The 15,699-nt window shown below is 66.0% G+C and carries 13 protein-coding genes; 3 read left to right on the forward strand and 10 right to left on the reverse strand.

Features of this window, described 5'->3' with window-relative positions; all coding sequences use genetic code 11:
• Positions 1-144 precede the first annotated feature (144 nt).
• On the forward strand, positions 145-693 hold the full coding sequence (locus KCG88_RS23445; protein WP_041117234.1) for a YniB family protein: 549 nt from the start codon (positions 145-147) through the stop codon (positions 691-693).
• A gap of 43 nt (positions 694-736) precedes the next feature.
• On the opposite strand, the gene KCG88_RS23450 is transcribed toward KCG88_RS23445, so the two are convergent.
• From KCG88_RS23450 to pedF, 10 genes are all read right to left on the reverse strand, one after another.
• The gene (locus KCG88_RS23450; protein ID WP_047285569.1) at positions 737-2,464 is read right to left on the reverse strand and encodes a NahK/ErcS family hybrid sensor histidine kinase/response regulator; all 1,728 of its coding nucleotides are present in this window, start codon (positions 2,462-2,464) and stop codon (positions 737-739) included.
• Positions 2,448-3,611: an alcohol dehydrogenase-like regulatory protein ErcA gene (gene ercA / locus KCG88_RS23455; protein ID WP_047285567.1), complete on the reverse strand. Its 1,164-nt coding sequence runs from the start codon at positions 3,609-3,611 to the stop codon at positions 2,448-2,450. The genes KCG88_RS23450 and ercA overlap by 17 nt, the downstream gene beginning before the upstream one ends.
• Positions 3,612-3,871: 260 nt before the next feature.
• Positions 3,872-4,786 carry a pyrroloquinoline quinone biosynthesis protein PqqB gene (gene pqqB / locus KCG88_RS23460; protein WP_210713201.1) on the reverse strand — a complete coding sequence of 305 codons (915 nt, stop codon included), beginning with the start codon at positions 4,784-4,786 and terminating at the stop codon, positions 3,872-3,874.
• Between the two features lie 61 nt (positions 4,787-4,847).
• On the reverse strand, positions 4,848-4,919 hold the full coding sequence (gene pqqA / locus KCG88_RS23465) for a pyrroloquinoline quinone precursor peptide PqqA (protein ID WP_011060521.1): 72 nt from the start codon (positions 4,917-4,919) through the stop codon (positions 4,848-4,850).
• 275 nt (positions 4,920-5,194) lie between these two features.
• Entirely contained in the window at positions 5,195-6,715 is a 1,521-nt protein-coding gene (locus KCG88_RS23470; protein WP_210713202.1) for an aldehyde dehydrogenase family protein, read from the reverse strand.
• A gap of 329 nt (positions 6,716-7,044) precedes the next feature.
• On the reverse strand, positions 7,045-8,820 hold the full coding sequence (gene pedH / locus KCG88_RS23475) for a PQQ-dependent alcohol dehydrogenase PedH (RefSeq protein ID WP_047285561.1): 1,776 nt from the start codon (positions 8,818-8,820) through the stop codon (positions 7,045-7,047).
• A 323-nt stretch (positions 8,821-9,143) separates the two neighbouring features.
• A complete protein-coding gene (locus tag KCG88_RS23480; protein ID WP_210713203.1) occupies positions 9,144-10,073 on the reverse strand; it encodes a quinoprotein relay system zinc metallohydrolase 1 in 930 nt (309 codons plus the stop codon).
• A gap of 35 nt (positions 10,074-10,108) precedes the next feature.
• Complete coding sequence (locus tag KCG88_RS23485) at positions 10,109-10,879, reverse strand: quinoprotein dehydrogenase-associated SoxYZ-like carrier (protein WP_210713204.1); 771 nt, start codon at positions 10,877-10,879, stop codon at positions 10,109-10,111.
• Positions 10,880-10,887: 8 nt separating this feature from the next.
• Complete coding sequence (locus KCG88_RS23490; RefSeq protein WP_210713205.1) at positions 10,888-11,763, reverse strand: transporter substrate-binding domain-containing protein; 876 nt, start codon at positions 11,761-11,763, stop codon at positions 10,888-10,890.
• A gap of 5 nt (positions 11,764-11,768) precedes the next feature.
• Positions 11,769-12,230: a cytochrome c-550 PedF gene (gene pedF / locus KCG88_RS23495; RefSeq protein ID WP_016967318.1), complete on the reverse strand. Its 462-nt coding sequence runs from the start codon at positions 12,228-12,230 to the stop codon at positions 11,769-11,771.
• Between the two features lie 254 nt (positions 12,231-12,484).
• Here pedF and exaA point away from each other — a divergent pair, with 254 nt between their 5' ends.
• On the forward strand, positions 12,485-14,380 hold the full coding sequence (gene exaA, locus KCG88_RS23500; RefSeq protein ID WP_210713206.1) for a quinoprotein ethanol dehydrogenase: 1,896 nt from the start codon (positions 12,485-12,487) through the stop codon (positions 14,378-14,380).
• A gap of 78 nt (positions 14,381-14,458) precedes the next feature.
• Positions 14,459-15,118 (forward strand): pentapeptide repeat-containing protein, encoded by a 660-nt coding sequence (locus KCG88_RS23505; RefSeq protein ID WP_210713207.1) that lies wholly within the window; start codon positions 14,459-14,461, stop codon positions 15,116-15,118.
• The last annotated feature ends 581 nt before the right edge of the window (positions 15,119-15,699 follow it).

Genomic DNA, 15,699 nt, shown 5'->3' on the forward strand with positions numbered 1-15,699 from the left:
AGGGGGGCTCAAGGATAACCCGTGTCGCCCATGGCACCAGCGCAAACCTGCAGCGCGGCAACCGGTGAGCCAGGGCACGCCCCTATCGCCCAGCGGCCACGGAATATAGTATTGCGGCCCTTTTGTTCATTGCAGGAAGCACCCATGACCTACACCAGGGCCCAATTGCAGTACCGGCTGTACATCGCCGCAGGCGCACTGTTGTTTACCGGTGCCTTGATCTCGACCTTTTTCTCGACCCTGAAAATGCTCTACTGGCGCCTGGACAGCTACACCACCATGGCCTCGACCATCAATCGCCCGATCAAGTACTTCGTGTACCAGGTCAATGCCAACACCCAGCCTTTGAACTGGTTCTGGGACAACAGCCCGACGCCCAGCTTCCTCGACCTGAGTTACTCCTCCCACTGGAAATTCCTGGTGATCTACCTGCTGATCTTCGTCGGCGCGGCGCTGTTCGCCACGGGCCGGGGGATGATACGCAAGGTCGAAGAAGTCGAGCCGCTGATCGAGGCCCAGCTCCAGGCTCCGGTGGAGGAAGGCGTCCCCGCCAAGACCCTGCAACAACTGGAGGACTCGACCCTGGTGGGCAAAGCGCCGTCGTTCTTCAGCCAGACCCGCCTGCTGGTGGTCTGGCCCCTGGGCTGTGCGGCGGTCTACCTGGGCCTGTTGTGGATGCTGGGCATCATCTGAGCCCCGCGCCGGCGCATCGATTTGGCCGCCCCCCCTGCCACCACTAGCCCAGCAACTGGCTGAGCACGGCCCGCAACTTGCCCGGCTTCACCGGTTTGTTGAGCAGCGGCGCCCCCAGTTGCTGCAAGGCGCGGCGGCACTGGTCGCTGCGGTCGGCGGTGATGATCACCGCCGGCAGCGGTTGTTGGAAATGCTCGCGCAAGCGCCTGACCACCTGGCAGCCGGTGACCCCGTGATCCAGGTGGAAGTCCGCCAGGATCAACTCCGGCGCCCGGCCCTGCAGCACCTCCAGGGCCGCAGCCTGATCGGTGGCGGTCAGCACCTCGCAGCCCCACTGGCCGAGCAGCGCGGCCATGCTTTCAAGAATGCTCAACTCGTTGTCCAGCACCAGCAGGCGCCGCCCCGGCAGCGGGTTGCCGGTGCCCGGCTGCGGCGCCTGCTGGCTCAAGGGCAAGGGCACCCGGGCCGCCAATGGCACCTCGATGCTGAACCGCGAACCGTGCCCCGGGCGCGACGCTACCTGCACCCGGTAGCCGAGGATCTTGGCGATGCGCTCGACAATCGCCAGCCCCAGGCCCACCCCTTTGCGGTCGGCGGCGCGGCCCACATCCAGCTGGTTGAATTCCAGGAAAATCGACTCCAGGCGGTCGGCGGCAATGCCGCGCCCGGTGTCCCACACCTCCAGCCGCAACTGGTCGCCGCGACGGCGCGCCGCCAGCAGGATGCTGCCGCGCTCGGTGTAGCGGCAGGCATTGCTGAGCAAGTTGCGCAGGATCCGCGTCATCAGCCGCAAGTCGGTGAACAGGGCAAAGTCACCGAAGCGCACCCGCAGCCCCAGCCCCGCCGCCTCGGCCACCGACTGGAACTCGGAGACCAGGGGCGCGAGCATTTCATCCAGGCGGTAGGTGGCCAGGTCCGGCTTCACCGCCGCCTGATCGAGCCTGGAAATATCCAGCAGGTCGGTGAGCAGGTCCTCGGCGCCTTCCAGGGCCTGGTGGGTGCGTTCCACCAGCAGTTGCTCCGGGGCCGGAAGGCTGCGCTCGCGCAGGGTGGAAATCAGCAGGCGTGCGGCATTCAGAGGTTGCAGCAGGTCGTGGCTGGCGGCAGCCAGGTACTTGTCCTTGCTGCGGTTGGCCGCCTCGGCGGCGTCCCGGGCCTCGCGCAGGTCGCGCTCGATGCGCTCGCGCCGGGCGATCTGCTGCTGCAGGTTGCGGTTGGCGTCCAGCAACTCATCGGTGCGCGCCGCCACCCGCTGCTCCAGCTGGTCGTTGAGCTGTTCCAGGTGCTGCTGGGCCAGCTTGCGCTCGGTGATGTCGGCGACGAACCCTTCCACCAGCCCGTCCTGGTCGGGCTTGAGCAACAGGTTCATCAGCACATCGATGCTGCTGCCGTCCTTGCGCCGCAGCTGGGTTTCGTAACCCAGCAGGCTGCGCTGGTTCTGCAACTGCTCGCCGATGGCCGCCAGTTCCCCGGCGCCGCCCACGAACAGGTTGCCCGCCAGGTCGGCCAGGGAAAACAGCACTTCCTGGGGGTCCTGATACCCCAGCATGCGCGCCAGGGCCGGGTTGGCGGCACGCATGCCGGCCTGCAGGCTGGCCTGGAAGATGCCGTGCACCGCGTGCTCGAACAGCCACTTGTAGCGGTTGCGCTCGGTTTCCAGGTCTTCCAGGCGCGCCGCCAGTTCCGGGTAATGGCTCTTGCGCGCCGAGTGGTTGCCCAACCCCAAGAGCCCGGCCAGGGCCCGTTGCTGTTCGTCAGAGGGCCTCGCCATACACCACCTCGACATCACGCTGGCTGGATTCACGAGGGTTGGTGAGGATGCATGGGTCGCCCATTGCGTGCTGCGAGAGGAACGGAATATCGCTGCTGCTGACCCCATGCAGGCCCAGGGTCTCGTGGAAGCCGATGGCACGCTTGAGGGCGATCAGGTGCTCCACCAGGCGCCCGCAGATCTGCCGCTGGTTGAGCCCGCGGCAGTCGATGCCGAAAGTCTCGGCAATCACCTTGAAGCGCTCCGGCGCCGCGCTGTAGTTGAAGGCCACCACATGCTCCACCAGCACCGCGTTGCACAGCCCGTGAGGCAGGTCGAGAAAGCCCCCCAGGCTGTGGGACATGGCATGCACCGCGCCGAGGATCGCGTTGGAGAACGCCAGCCCGGCCTGCATGCTGCCGAGCATGATCTTCTCGCGCAGGGCGATGTCCGCGGGGTTGGCAATCATCTGCACCAGGTTGCCGTTGATCAGGCGCATGGCTTCCAGGGCGTGAGGATCGGTCAGCGGCCCGTGGCCGGTGGAAACGAAAGCCTCGATGGCGTGCACCAGGGCGTCGATGCCGGTGCAGGCGGAAAGGAAAGGGTCCATGTCCTGGGTGGTTTCCGGGTCGATCAGCGACACATCCGGGACCACCGCCTTGCTGACGATGGAGAACTTCATCCGCTCCTGCTGGTTGGAGATGATCACGAACTGCGAGACATCCGCCGAGGTGCCGGCGGTGGTAGGGATCATGATCAGCGGGGGGCTGGGCATGCGGATGGTGTCCACCCCCTCGAACTCAAGGATGCTGCGCCCGTGAGCGACGACGATGCCGATGCCCTTGCCGCAATCCATGGGGCTGCCGCCACCGACCGCGACGATCACATCGCAGGCGTTTTCCCGGTAGATCTGCGCGCCGTGCATCACCTCCTCCACCCGCGGGTTGGGCGACACCGCGCTGTACAGGCAGTACTCGACGCCCTGGGCCAGCAGGCTGGCCTCGACATCGGCGACCCAGCCGGCGGCGATCACCCCGGGGTCGGTGACCACCAGCACCTTGCGCGCACCGAAGGTCTTCGCATAGTTGCCGACGTTGTGCCGGCAACCGGCGCCAAAGATGATTTCCGGAGAGACGAACTTGCGCAGCAGACTGAGATTCTGGCCCATGGGGGAAGCCTGTTTTCTTATTGTTCTGAAAGGAGAACGCCAGCCTAAAGCATCCGTTGCTGAAAGCAATCCGACCATTGGGTGGTGGTGATCCGGCCCCTGCCCGCCTCTCCCCTGTAGGAGCCGGCTTGCCGGCGAAAGCGATCTGGCGGCCCCCTTCATGCTGTAGGAGCCGGCTTGCCGGCGAAGGCGATCTGGCGGCCCCCTTCGCCAGCAAGCTGGCTCCTACGGTGTGCGTTGTGCGGTATGCAGCGCACAGGTCAGAGCTGGATGTCCATGCCGTCATGCGCCACTTCGATGCCGCGGCGGGTCAGTTCGGCGCGTTCGGCGGAGTCTTCGTCGAGGATCGGGTTGGTGTTGTTGATGTGGATCAGCACCTTGCGCGCCCGAGGAAAGCGCTCCAGCACCTCAAGCATGCCGCCGGGGCCGCTTTGCGCCAGGTGGCCCATGTCGCTGCCCAGCTTGTCGCCGACGCCACAGACGCGCATTTCATCGTCGCGCCACAAGGTGCCGTCCACCAGCAGGCAATCGGCGCGCTCCATCCACCCCAGCAGGGCCTCATCCACCTGCCCCAACCCCGGGGCGTAGAACAGGCTGGCGCCGCTGCGCCGGTCCTCGATGAACAGGCCGATATTGTCCCCCGGGTGCGGGTTGCCGCGATGGGGCGAATACGGCGGCGCGCTGCTGCGCAGGGCAATCGCCCGCAGCGCGATGTCCGGGCAGGCCGGCAGGCTGAACTCGCGGCCATCGAGGTGGATGGGCTGCCACTGCAAGCCGCCGTTCCAGTGGCTGAGCATGTTGAACAGGGGGAAGCCGCTGCACAGGTCCTGGCGGACCATCTCGGTGCACCAGACCTGATGCGGGCAGCCTTCGCGCAGGCTGAGCAGGCCGGTGCAATGGTCGATCTGGCTGTCCAGCAGGATCACCCCGGCCAAGGCAGTGTCCCGAAGCTGTCGGGCCGGTTGCAGCACCGGAAAGGACTCCAGCTGCTGGCGAATGTCCGGGGAGGCGTTGCACAGAATCCACTCGCTGCCGTGGTCGCTCAGGGCGATGGACGACTGGGTGCGGCGCTGGGCGCGCAGGCTGCCGTCGCGCACCCCGGCGCAGTTGCGGCAGTTGCAGTTCCACTGGGGAAAACCGCCGCCCGCCGCGGACCCGAGAATGCGGATATGCATGAGGTGCTCCTGAAGGGCAAAGGGCTCCGGTCGACACCCGTGCCGGCCGGAGCAGGACGGCTCAGCGGTTGGCGAAGTACATGGTCACTTCAAAGCCGATACGCAGGTCGGTGTACGCGGGTTTATGCCACATGGGGTCAAGCCTCTTGTTGTGCCGGGGGATTCCGGTAGAGGCATTAATGCACGGGGCGCGCGGCGGCCGAATGCTACTTTGGGACGAGTTGGCGGGGTGCGTTGGTAGGGGGAAATGGGGGTGGTCTTGCGGGCCTCTTCGCCAGCAAGCTGGCTCCTGCAGGGATGGCGGTGCTGCGCCCACAACGCACACGGGGAGGTGCCCACCCATGAGCCCTCCCCGTGTCCGTCCCGCACAAGCGCGGCGGCACCCAACCACCGCGCCTGTTGTTGCCCTTAGAAGAAGCCCAGGGGGTTGATGTCGTAGCTCACCAGCAGGTTCTTGGTCTGCTGGTAGTGGTCGAGCATCATCTTGTGGGTCTCGCGGCCCACCCCGGATTTCTTGTAGCCACCGAACGCGGCGTGCGCCGGGTACAGGTGGTAGCAGTTGGTCCACACGCGGCCGGCCTTGATCGCCCGGCCCATGCGGTAGGCGCGGTTGATGTCGCGGGTCCAGAGCCCGGCGCCCAGGCCGAACTCGCTGTCGTTGGCAATCGCCAGGGCCTCGGCTTCGTCCTTGAAGGTGGTCACGCCCACCACCGGGCCGAAGATCTCTTCCTGGAACACGCGCATCTTGTTGTGGCCCTTGAGCAGGGTCGGCTGGATGTAATAGCCGCTGGCCAGGTCACCTTCCAACAGCTCGGCGGCGCCACCGGTGAGCAGCTCGGCGCCCTCCTCCTGGGCGATCTGCAGGTAGGAGAGGATCTTCTCGTACTGCTGCTGCGATGCCTGGGCGCCGACCATGGTCTCGGTGTCCAGCGGGTTGCCGCGCTTGATCTTGACGATCTTCTTCATCACCTCGGCCATGAACGGCTCGTAGATCGACTCCTGGACCAGGGCGCGGGATGGGCAGGTGCAGACTTCACCCTGGTTGAAGAACGCCAGCACCAGGCCCTCGGCGGCCTTTTCGATGAATTTCGGTTCAGCCTGCATGATGTCTTCGAAGAAGATGTTCGGCGACTTGCCGCCCAGTTCCACGGTGGAGGGAATGATGTTCTCGGCGGCGCATTTCATGATGTGCGAGCCCACCGGCGTGGAGCCGGTGAAGGCGATCTTGGCGATGCGCTTGCTGGTGGCCAGGGCCTCACCGGCTTCGCGGCCAAAGCCCTGGACGATGTTCAGCACACCGGCTGGCAGCAAGTCGGCGATCAGCTCGGCGAAGACCATGATCGACAGCGGGGTCTGCTCGGCGGGCTTGAGCACCACGCAGTTGCCGGCGGCCAGGGCCGGGGCCAGTTTCCAGGCGGCCATCAGCAGCGGGAAGTTCCACGGGATGATCTGCCCGACCACGCCCAGGGGTTCGTGGAAATGGTAGGCGGTGGTCAGTTCGTTGATCTCCGCGGTGCCGCCTTCCTGGGCGCGGATGCAACCGGCGAAGTAGCGGAAGTGGTCAGCGGCCAGGGGCACGTCGGCGTTGAGGGTTTCGCGCACCGCCTTGCCGTTGTCCCAGGTTTCGCTGACCGCGAGGATCTCCAGGTTCTGCTCGATGCGGTCGGCGATCTTCAGCAGCACCAGCGAGCGGTCCTGGGCGCTGGTCTTGCCCCAGGCCTCGGCGGCGGCATGGGCGGCGTCCAGGGCCTTGTCGATATCGGCGGCGCTGGAACGGGGGAATTCGGCGATCACTTCGCCGTTCACCGGCGAGGTGTTGGTGAAGTACTGGCCTTCCACCGGTGGCACGAACTGGCCGCCGATGAAATTGCCGTAGCGTGGCTTGAAGGACACGACGGCGCCTGGGGTTCCGGGTTGTGCGTAGATCATGCTGGGCCTCTGCTGGTCGATGCCTGTCCACGACAGGCGATGAACCGATGGTAGAGAGCCCCGCGTGCCGGACGAATGCATCGTTGGCAGGGGGGCTCTCGTCATTTGGTCGTAGGTTGATTGCCCCCGCCCACCCCGCACCGAGGCGGGAATGGAGCGGCAGATCGGCCTTGTAGGAGCCGGCTTGCCGGCGAAGGCGGTCTTGCGGGCCTCTTCGCCAGCAAGCTGGCTCCTACGGTCGGCAGGGACATTGCGGTGGCCTTGTAGGAGCCGGCTTGCCGGCGAAAGCGGTCGTGCGGGCGCCTTCGCCGGCAAGCTGGCGCCTAGGGTCAGCGTTTGCTCACCAGGTCCTTGGGCAGCTTGAAGGTCCAGAGCATGCCGCCCTGGTTGAAGTCCTTGACTCGCTTGGCCACTTCGCCGCCCCACAGCGGCACCGCGCCGCCCCAGCCGGAGAGCACCGAGACATACTGCTCGCCGTCCATTTCCCAGGTCACGGGCGAGCCCAGGACCCCGGAGCCGGTCTGGAATTCCCAGACCTTCTCGCCGGTCTTGGCGTTGAAGGCCTGGAGGAAGCCCTCAGGCGTGCCGGTGAACACCAGGTTGCCCTTGGTGGTCAGTACCCCGCCCCACAGCGGCGCGAAGTTCTTGTGGCGCCAGACTTCCTTGCCGCTGATGGGGTCGATGGCCCGCAGCACGCCGATGTAGTCCTCGTTCAGCGGCTTGATGGTGAAGCCCGCGCCGAGGAACGCCGCGCCCTTCTTGTAGGCGATGCCTTCGTTCCAGATGTCCATGCCCCATTCGTTGGACGGCACATAGAACAGCCCGGTGTCGCGGTTGTAGGCCATGGGCATCCAGTTCTTGGCGCCGAGGAAGGCCGGGGCGACGAACACCGAGCTGCCCTTGGCTTCGCTGCCCGGGGCGCCGGGACGGCTGGCCTCGTTGTAGATCGGCCGGCCGTTCTTATCCAGGCCGGTGGCCCAGGTGATCTTGTCCACAAACGGGAAGCCGCGGATGAACTTGCCGTTGGTGCGATCGAGCACGTAGAAGAAGCCGTTGCGGTCGGCGGTGGCAGCGGCCTTGATCTCCTTGCCGCCCTCCTTGTAGTTGAAGGAGATCAGCTCGTTGACGCCGTCGAAGTCCCAGCCGTCGTGGGGGGTGCTCTGGAAGTGCCACTTGATGGTGCCGTCGTCCGGGTTCAGGGCCAGGCGCGACGAGGAATACAGGTTGTCGCCAGGGCGCAGGTGGGAGTTCCACGGCGCCGGGTTGCCGGTGCCGAACAGCAGCAGGTTGGTTTCCGGGTCGTAGTAGCCGCCCAGCCACGGCGCCGCGCCGCCGGTCTTCCACAGGTCGCCCGGCCAGGTCTTGCCCGCCTCGCCGCCGGAAATGCCGTTCTCGATGGCCTTGCCGTCCTTGTACACGTAGCCCATGTGGCCTTCCACGGTGGGACGCATCCACAGCAGCTCGCCGTTTTTCGGGTCGTAGGCCTGGATCTTGCCGACCACGCCGAACTCGCCGCCGGCGACCCCGGTGATCAGCTTGCCGTTGACGATCATCGGCGCCGCGCTGATGGAATAACCCTCTTTGTGGTCGGCGACCTTCTTGCTCCACACCACCTTGCCGGTGTCCTTGTTCAGGGCCACCAGCTTGGCGTCCAGGGTGCCGAAGAACACCAGGTCGCCGTACAGCGCCACGCCGCGGTTGATCACGTCGCAGCACGGGCGGATGTCGTCCGGCAGGCGCGCATCGTACTGCCAGAGCTTCTTGCCGGTACGCGCGTCCACCGCGAACACCCGCGAGTAGGAACCGGTCATGTACATCACCCCGTCCTTGATCAGCGGCTGGGCCTGCTGGCCGCGCTGCTTCTCGCCGCCGAAGGAGAAGGCCCAGACCGGCCGCAGTTCCTTGACGTTATCGACGTTGAGCATATCCAGCGGGCTGTAGCGCTGGCCCTGGACGCCCAGGCCGTTGGTGACGATCTGCTGCGGGTTCTTGGGGTCCTGGAGGATCTCTTCATCGGTGACGGCGGCCAGGGCCGCGCTGGACAGCAGCATGGCGCTGAGCACCAGGCTCACGGCGAAAAAGGGACGACGTGGGGGTTGGGTCATGACGGCTACCTCGGCGGTTATTGTTGTTCCCGGGAAATTTTCCCGGTCTGCCGGGAATTCTTGGTCCCGGCCTGTTTGCCAACAATTGCCCGCAGTGCGGAGTTTTCTAGTTCCTTGGTACAGGAGCGGCCGCCAACGCCGACAAAACCCCACCCGCTCTCCCTGCCCACCGTAGGAGCTGGCTTGCCAGCGAAGAGGCCCGCAAGACCGCCATCGCCGGCAAGCCGGCCCCTACAAAGCCCCACGCGCTCTCCCTGCCCACCGTAGGAGCTGGCTTGCCAGCGAAGGGGCCCGCAAGATCACCTTCGCCGGCAAGCCGGCGCCTACAGGCCGTCGATACGCTGCAGGCGCTGGCGCTCGTAGCGCGGATACAGGTGGCTGACGCTGCGGATCAGCTCATAGCGGGTCAGGCTGATGCCAGCAAAACGCTCGGGGATCGGGCGGCGGATCATCTCCGCCATGTCGTCGCCCTGGGCCGCGCCGTCGCGCATCAACCCGTCCAGCCAGCCCAGGTAGTCACGCATCTGGGCAAAGGGCGCCGTATCGCTGGCCACCGGGCCATGGCCAGGCACGATCAATTTCCACGGCAAGGCCTGCAAGGTGTCCAGGTCCTTGAGCCAGACCCCGAGCCCCGGGCTGTTGGGGGTGGTCAGCGCGCGCTCGTAGAACACCAGGTCACCGGCAAACAGCACCCCGGTACTCTCATCCAGAATCGCCAGATCAGCGCCGGTGTGCCCGCTCAGGCCCAGCAGGCGCAAGCGATGCCCGCCCACCTCAAGCACCCCGGGCTCAAGCACCTGGGTCGGCAGCACCACCTCGGTGCCGCGCATCCAGTCGCCAACCATGCGGTACATGTTCTCGGCCATGGCCTCGCCCTGCTGGCGCAGCAGATCGCTGGTGCCAGCCAGAGCGCCGATGGGCACGTCGCCAAAGGCCTGGTTGCCCAGCACATGGTCGGGGTGATGGTGGGTCAGCAACAGCTGGATCACCGGCTTGTCGGTGGTGGCGGCAATCGCCCGGCGCAGGGCTTCGCCGTAGCGCTTGGACGGCCCGCTGTCGATCACCACCACCCCGCTGTCGGTGACGATGAACCCGGTGTTGACGATGTTGCCGCCATTGGCCTTGGCGAAGTTGTCGGTGCTGCCTTCCAGCAGCCAGGTGCCCGCGGCGATCTGCCGGGGCTTGAGTTGATAGTCCAGGTCGGCCCGGGCCGGCAGGCCCAGGCACAGCAGCAACAGCAGGATCCAACGCATGGCGCGCCTCGGCTCGGGTGGGTCAAAGGATGCGGTCAGGGCAGCCTGGCCTCGAACTGGTTGCCGCTGTTGTCGCGCAACAGCAAGCGGGTCTGCCCCGGCCCCTGGATATCGAACCCCAGGTTGGGGTTTTCGCTGACCGCCGGGAACAGTTCGAGGCTGGCCAGGCGCTGATCGTTCTGGTCGCGCAATTCGGCGTGGTTGAGAAAGAACTCGGGGACGCCGCTGACCAGGCCGTTGTCCATCGGGTGGGAGATCTGCAGGCGCAGGCGGCTGGCCTCCCCACGGGGATAACGCCCGCCCAGCACCTCGCCGATGTGCTCTTCCCAGCCGGGCTGGGTGCGCACCACGCTGGGCGCGGTACAGCCACCGCCCGCGGCATCGATCAGGGCCGAACCCACGTGCCACAGGCCATCGCGGGTCAGCACCGCGGCGCGCAGCGGCGTGGCCTGCTCGATGCGGATGCGGATCGACAGCCAGGGCAGCACCCGCTCCCCCGGTTCGAAATCGACGATGCGCGGCAAGGGGTTGAGCTCGGCCCAGGCGAGGATGCGCACCACCTCGCCGGTGAAGGCCCGGGCGTCGATCTCCAGCGGCACCTGCCGCGCATCCTCGGCAAAGGGCGGCGCCAGCAGCTTGACCCGGTCATCGAAGACGAACGCCGCCTCCCCCAGCAATTGCTTGTGGTAGAAGGCCCACATCACCGAGGGCACCGGGTCCGCGCCCGGGCCTTGCGGATCGGCGGCCAGCGCCGGGGTCGCCAAGGGCAGCCAGCACGCCAGCAGACAGGTCGCTCGCCAGTTCATCGCAGCTCCTATTGATACATCTGTGGGACCTCGTAACGCAGGCCATAACGGGCGTACAGCGCCTGCAGGCGACCGTCGCGGATCAGCCCTTCCAGGGCCTCTTCCACGGCATAGGCCAGCTGGCGGTTGCTTTCATGCACCGCCATGCCGATCTCCCACACCTGCTTGCCCATGTTCGGGTAGGCGTTTTCCGCCAGGGCCAACTGCGGATCAGCGGCCTTGTGCAACTGCCAGTCGATCTCGCCGCGCATGGCCATCACCGCGTCCACCTGCCCGGCCCGCAAGGCGCCGAACGCCTGTTGCACGCTGGGGTAATGGTGGGTCTTGGCACTGAGCATGCCGTTGAACACCGAGGTCAGGTAGAACGACGGCACGCTGTCCACCTCGACGCCAATGGGGTGCTCCTGGAACACCGCGACACTGGCCACCGAAGCCAGCCGGCGGCGGTCGAATGCCACCTGCCAGCGCTCCTCCTGATAGGGGCCGAACATCACCACGTGATCGTTGGCCAGCTCCCCCAGTTCGTTGCGCTTTTGCGCGTAGTCGTGGTCGTAGGGCACGCGCATCATCAGGTCGGCCAACTGCTGGTGGCGCAGCGGGCTGCCGCGCCAGATGTAGTCCCGCAGGTCGTCGTCGAGCTTCTCCCCCGGCGGCGCCCAGATCAGTTGCAGGCGCACCCCCAGGGCCTCGGCCAGGGCTTGCGCCAGCTCCACGTCGACGCCTCGGGGCTGGCCCTGGTCCTCGAAGCTGTAGGGGGCAAAATCCTGGTACACCGCCACCCTCAGTTCACCGGAGGCGATCATCGTGTCGTAGTTGCGCACCCCGGCCTGGGCCGTGGCGCAACACAGCAGCAGGCCAGCCAGGAACAGGGCGAAGCGGCCCATGGCGATCACTCCTCGACGCGCACGCTGTCCAGGTAGGTGCGCACCGCCCACAGGGCTTCCTGGCTCAGGTAGTCGGCCATCTTCGGCATGTACACCCGGCCATCGCGCACCGCGCCGTGGCGCACCCGCTCGACGAACCATTCATCCCCGGCTTCGCCGGCATCGAGCATGCGCAGGTCTGGAGCGATACCGCCGGACTTGGCTTCCAGGCCATGGCAGGCGGCGCAGTTCTGGTTGTAGGCCGAGGCGCCGATTTCCACCGCCTTGTCGTGCTCGGGCGAGGTGCGGTACGGGTTGACCGAAGCCCAGCCGTCGCCATCGACGCTCACCCCGGCGTCCTTGATCGGCGTCAGGCCCTTGGTTTCCACCGCCTGGGGCACCACGTTGCCATGGGCCCATACAGCGCCGGTGGCCAAGGCACCGGTCAGCAGCCCTACCGCGAGCAAGGCGTTGCGTTTTGTTGTCATTGTTATGCCCTCAAGATTGCACGCAAGACCTCAGCTACAGAGGCCATGGCGCCATCTTAGAAACAGCCGGCGGGCGGCCGTATGCTGCTTTGGTGGTCGCGCTCTACTCCCTTGGTAGTAGGGCTTGTGGCGCGGGCCTAAATCAGGTGCCGCCCGGGAACTATTCCCGGCAAGGGCGGGACTTTTTCCGTATCTCAAAACGCCTCGCGCGGCAGACCCTAGTCAGGCCAAAACCTCCACTGGGAACTGCAACCATGACAATAAGATCGCTACCCGCCCTCTCCCCCCTGAGCCTTGCCGTCCAGGCCCTGCTGCTGGCCGGCAGCCTGTCCCTGGGCGCGGCGGCCACAGCGGCCACCGCCCCGGCGGCACCTGCCAGCCAGAACGTGACCTGGGAAGACATCGCCAACGACCACCTGACCACCAAGGACGTGCTGCAGTACGGCATGGGCACCAACGCCCAGCGCTGGAGCCCCCTGGCCCAGGTCAACGACAAGAACGTGTTCAAGCTGACCCCGGCCTGGTCCTACTCCTTCGGCGACGAGAAGCAGCGCGGCCAGGAATCCCAGGCCATTGTCAGCAACGGCGTGGTCTACGTCACCGGCTCCTACTCCCGGGTGTTCGCCCTGGACGCCAAGACCGGCAAGCGCCTGTGGACCTACAACCATCGCCTGCCGGACAACATTCGCCCGTGCTGCGACGTGGTCAACCGCGGCGCGGCGATCTACGGCGACAAGATCTACTTCGGCACCCTCGACGCCCGGGTCATCGCCCTGGACAAGAACACCGGCAAGGTGGTGTGGAACAAGAAGTTCGGCGACCACAGCGCCGGCTACACCATGACCGGCGCCCCGGTGCTGATCAAGGACAAGACCAGCGGCAAGGTGCTGCTGATCCACGGCAGCTCGGGCGATGAATTCGGCGTGGTCGGCCAGCTGTTCGCCCGCGATCCGGAGACCGGCGAAGAAGTGTGGATGCGGCCCTTCGTCGAAGGCCACATGGGCCGCCTCAACGGCAAGGACAGCACCCCCACCGGCGACGTCAAGGCGCCGTCCTGGCCCGACGACAAGACCACCGAAACCGGCAAGGTCGAAGCCTGGAGCCACGGCGGCGGCGCCCCTTGGCAGAGCGCCAGCTTCGATGCCGAAACCAACACCATCATCGTCGGCGCCGGCAACCCGGGCCCTTGGAACACCTGGGCGCGCACCGCCAAAGACGGCAACCCCCACGACTACGACAGCCTGTACACCTCGGGCCAGGTCGGCGTCGACCCAAGCACCGGCGAAGTGAAATGGTTCTACCAGCACACGCCGAACGACGCCTGGGACTTCTCCGGCAACAACGAACTGGTGCTGTTCGACTACAAGGGCAAGGACGGCAAGGTGGTCAAGGCCACCGGCCACGCCGACCGCAACGGCTTCTTCTACGTGGTGGACCGCAACAACGGCAAATTGCAGAACGCCTTCCCCTTCGTCGACAACATCACCTGGGCCAGCCACATCGACCTCAAGACCGGGCGCCCGGTGGAAAACGAAGGCCAGCGTCCGGCCAAGCCGCTGCCGGGGGAAACCAAGGGCAAGCCGGTGGAAGTCTCGCCGCCGTTCCTCGGTGGCAAGAACTGGAACCCCATGGCCTACAGCCAGGACACCGGGCTGTTCTACATCCCCGGCAACCAGTGGAAGGAGGAGTACTGGACCGAGGAAGTGAACTACAAAAAAGGCTCGGCCTACCTGGGCATGGGCTTCCGCATCAAGCGCATGTACGACGACCACGTCGGCACCCTGCGCGCCATGGACCCGACCACCGGCAAGCTGGTCTGGGAGCACAAGGAACACCTGCCGCTGTGGGCCGGCGTCCTGGCGACCAAGGGCAACCTGGTGTTCACCGGCACCGGCGACGGTTTCTTCAAAGCCTTCGACGCCAAGACCGGCAAGGAGCTGTGGAAATTCCAGACCGGCAGCGGCATCGTCTCGCCGCCCATCACCTGGGAACAGGATGGCGAGCAGTACATCGGCGTGACCGTGGGCTACGGCGGCGCGGTGCCGCTGTGGGGCGGCGACATGGCCGAGCTGACCAAGCCGGTGGCCCAAGGCGGCTCGTTCTGGGTGTTCAAGATTCCGAGCTGGGATAACAAGACCGCCCAGCGCTGATCATCCCCGCCTTGTCTGTGGCGAGGGAGCCTGCTTCCTCGCCACACCCGCCTTCACTCCCGCCTGGAGAACCGCACCATGAACTACCTGCCCCTGGCCCTGCTGTTGGGCCTCTCCCCCGCCTTGGCCATGAACGTCGACGACGACGGCAACGACGTCCCGCTGACCGTCAACGGCTGCCTGATCGCCGAATCCAGCCAATGCCCCGGCGCCAACCTGCGTGGCGCCAACCTGGCCAACCAGGACCTGCGCAAGATGAACCTGGCCGGCGCCGACCTCTCTGGCGCCGACCTGCGCCATGCCCAGCTGGACCTGGCCAACCTGGAAAAAGCCCGCCTGCAAGGCGCCAACCTGACCCGCGCCAGCCTGCAACAGAGCAACCTGCGGCTGGCGGACTTTACCGACGCCAAGCTGATGGCGATCCAGGGCTGGGGCCTGTTTGCCCAGGGCGCGCAATTCGAAAAAGCCGACCTCAGCGCGGCCTACCTGCAATTTGCCCGGCTGTCCGGGGCCAAGCTGCACCAGGCCAACCTGCGGGCGGCGGACCTGGAGATGGCCTGGTTGAGCAAGGCGGATCTGCAAGGGGCTGACCTGAGCGATGCCAATCTGCAGGAAGCGAAGTTTGGCGAGAGCAATCTGGAACGCGCCGACCTGCGCGGGGCGCGGCAGCACTATGGGAATTTTCAGGATGCCAATATGGAGGGGTGTGTGGGGTGTCCGGGAAGTTGGGATAAGTGAGGGGGCTGTGTACATATCCGTTGCTGTGGGTGGGGCCACTGGCGATTTCGCTCTTACAGCGAGTCACCTTGAAGCCCGGAATGCCGGCCAGCCCAAAGTAACCAAAGGCTCTTGCCCCTCCACTCGGTGCCTCGCCTAGGCTCGGCATGCCCTCACTCCGGCCATCGTGGTTAACGGGGCGTTCAGATCAAGAGCCAGACGGCGGCCTTGCGGCCGGCCTGAAGATGGAATGGGGCGTCCCTCCCACCACCTCCTGTAGGAGCTGGCTCGCCAGCGAAGACGTCCGCCCAGACGCTGCATGACTCACGGGCCTCTTCGCCGGCAAGCCGGCTCCTACGAAAAGCGCGTAAAACGCGCTTGGCTTTTGCTCTTGATCTTGATCTTCAGGCCCCTTCCCAGCCGGCCGAAGCGAGGGAACACCGAGCCTCAGCGAGGGGCCCATGGAGGCGCAAGCGTTTTTGCTTACTTTTTGCTGGGCCGGCACTCCGGCGTTTGAAAAAAGTGAGTCGCCGTAAGGGCGAAACCCTAAGTGGCCGTTACCGCAGCAATGGATATGTACCCAAACCCCAAACCATCAAGAC

Source organism: Pseudomonas sp. MWU349, assembly GCF_017947325.1.
Lineage (GTDB): Bacteria > Pseudomonadota > Gammaproteobacteria > Pseudomonadales > Pseudomonadaceae > Aquipseudomonas > Aquipseudomonas protegens.

Coding starts and splice junctions, on each gene's coding strand:
- KCG88_RS23485 (WP_210713204.1), bottom strand. CDS start 10,879: ATGAACTGGCGAGCGACCTGTCTGCTGGCGTGCTGGCTGCCCTTGGCG.
- KCG88_RS23480 (WP_210713203.1), bottom strand. CDS start 10,073: ATGCGTTGGATCCTGCTGTTGCTGCTGTGCCTGGGCCTGCCGGCCCGG.
- exaA (WP_210713206.1), top strand. CDS start 12,485: ATGACAATAAGATCGCTACCCGCCCTCTCCCCCCTGAGCCTTGCCGTC.
- pedF (WP_016967318.1), bottom strand. CDS start 12,230: ATGACAACAAAACGCAACGCCTTGCTCGCGGTAGGGCTGCTGACCGGT.
- ercA (WP_047285567.1), bottom strand. CDS start 3,611: ATGGGCCAGAATCTCAGTCTGCTGCGCAAGTTCGTCTCTCCGGAAATC.
- KCG88_RS23445 (WP_041117234.1), top strand. CDS start 145: ATGACCTACACCAGGGCCCAATTGCAGTACCGGCTGTACATCGCCGCA.
- pedH (WP_047285561.1), bottom strand. CDS start 8,820: ATGACCCAACCCCCACGTCGTCCCTTTTTCGCCGTGAGCCTGGTGCTC.
- KCG88_RS23505 (WP_210713207.1), top strand. CDS start 14,459: ATGAACTACCTGCCCCTGGCCCTGCTGTTGGGCCTCTCCCCCGCCTTG.
- KCG88_RS23450 (WP_047285569.1), bottom strand. CDS start 2,464: ATGGCGAGGCCCTCTGACGAACAGCAACGGGCCCTGGCCGGGCTCTTG.
- KCG88_RS23490 (WP_210713205.1), bottom strand. CDS start 11,763: ATGGGCCGCTTCGCCCTGTTCCTGGCTGGCCTGCTGCTGTGTTGCGCC.
- KCG88_RS23470 (WP_210713202.1), bottom strand. CDS start 6,715: ATGATCTACGCACAACCCGGAACCCCAGGCGCCGTCGTGTCCTTCAAG.
- pqqB (WP_210713201.1), bottom strand. CDS start 4,786: ATGCATATCCGCATTCTCGGGTCCGCGGCGGGCGGCGGTTTTCCCCAG.